This is a genomic window from Micromonospora sp. M51 (genome assembly GCF_018070305.1).
Taxonomy (GTDB): domain Bacteria; phylum Actinomycetota; class Actinomycetes; order Mycobacteriales; family Micromonosporaceae; genus Micromonospora; species Micromonospora parva.
Map to the genome: position 1 here is coordinate 1 of NZ_JAGPXZ010001331.1, position 800 is coordinate 800.

The 800-nt window shown below is 76.8% G+C and carries 1 protein-coding gene; it reads left to right on the forward strand.

The genetic code is table 11. The features are described from left to right. Window positions 1-52: 52 nt before the first annotated feature. A partial coding sequence (locus tag KBX53_RS34625; protein ID WP_210863997.1) for an isocitrate lyase/phosphoenolpyruvate mutase family protein occupies window positions 53-800 on the forward strand: 748 nt, incomplete at its 3' end.

Sequence of the window (800 nt, forward strand, 5' to 3'; positions counted from 1 at the left end):
ACGAGCCGCACCCGACGGTGCGGGTGCCGACAGATCTGGAGGTGAGCGTCCGATGATCGACAGTCGTGCCGCGTTCCACGCCCTGCACCGCGCCGGCCGCCCACTGCTGCTGCCCAACGCGTGGGACCACGCCTCGGCGACGGCGCTCGCCGCGCGAGGCCACCCGGCCATCGGCACCACCAGCCTCGGGGTCGCCGCGACCACCGGCCGTCCCGACGGCGCGGCGGCCACCGCGGGAGAGACCCTCGCCCTGGCCCGCCGCCTGGCCGGGTTGCCGGTGCTGCTCAGCGTGGACGTGGAGGGCGGGTTCAGTGACGACCCGGCGGAGGTCGCCGCGTACGTGGCGGACCTGGCCGGGCTCGGCGTGGTCGGGATCAACCTGGAGGACGGCCGCCCGGACGGCACGCTTGCCGACCCCGAGTGCGTCGCCGACAAAATCGCGGCGGTGAAGGCGGCGGTGCCGGACCTGTTCGTCAACGCCCGCACCGACACGTGGTGGCTTGCGGTGGCCGACCCGCTGCCGCAGGCCCTCGCCCGAGCCCGCGCCTACCGGGCGGCCGGCGCGGACGGGATCTTCGTGCCGGGCACCGTCGACGACGCGACGCTGCGGGTGCTCACCGAGCGGGTCGACGCTCCCGTGAACGCGCTGTACCAGCCCGGCGGCCCGGGGCTGACCGAGCTGGGCAGGGCCGGGGTGGCCCGGGTCAGCACCGGCTCGCTGCTGTTCCGGGCAGCACTGGGCGCCGCGCTCGACGCCGCCGACGCCGTCCGCCTCGGCAGGCCCACCACCTCGTCGGGCC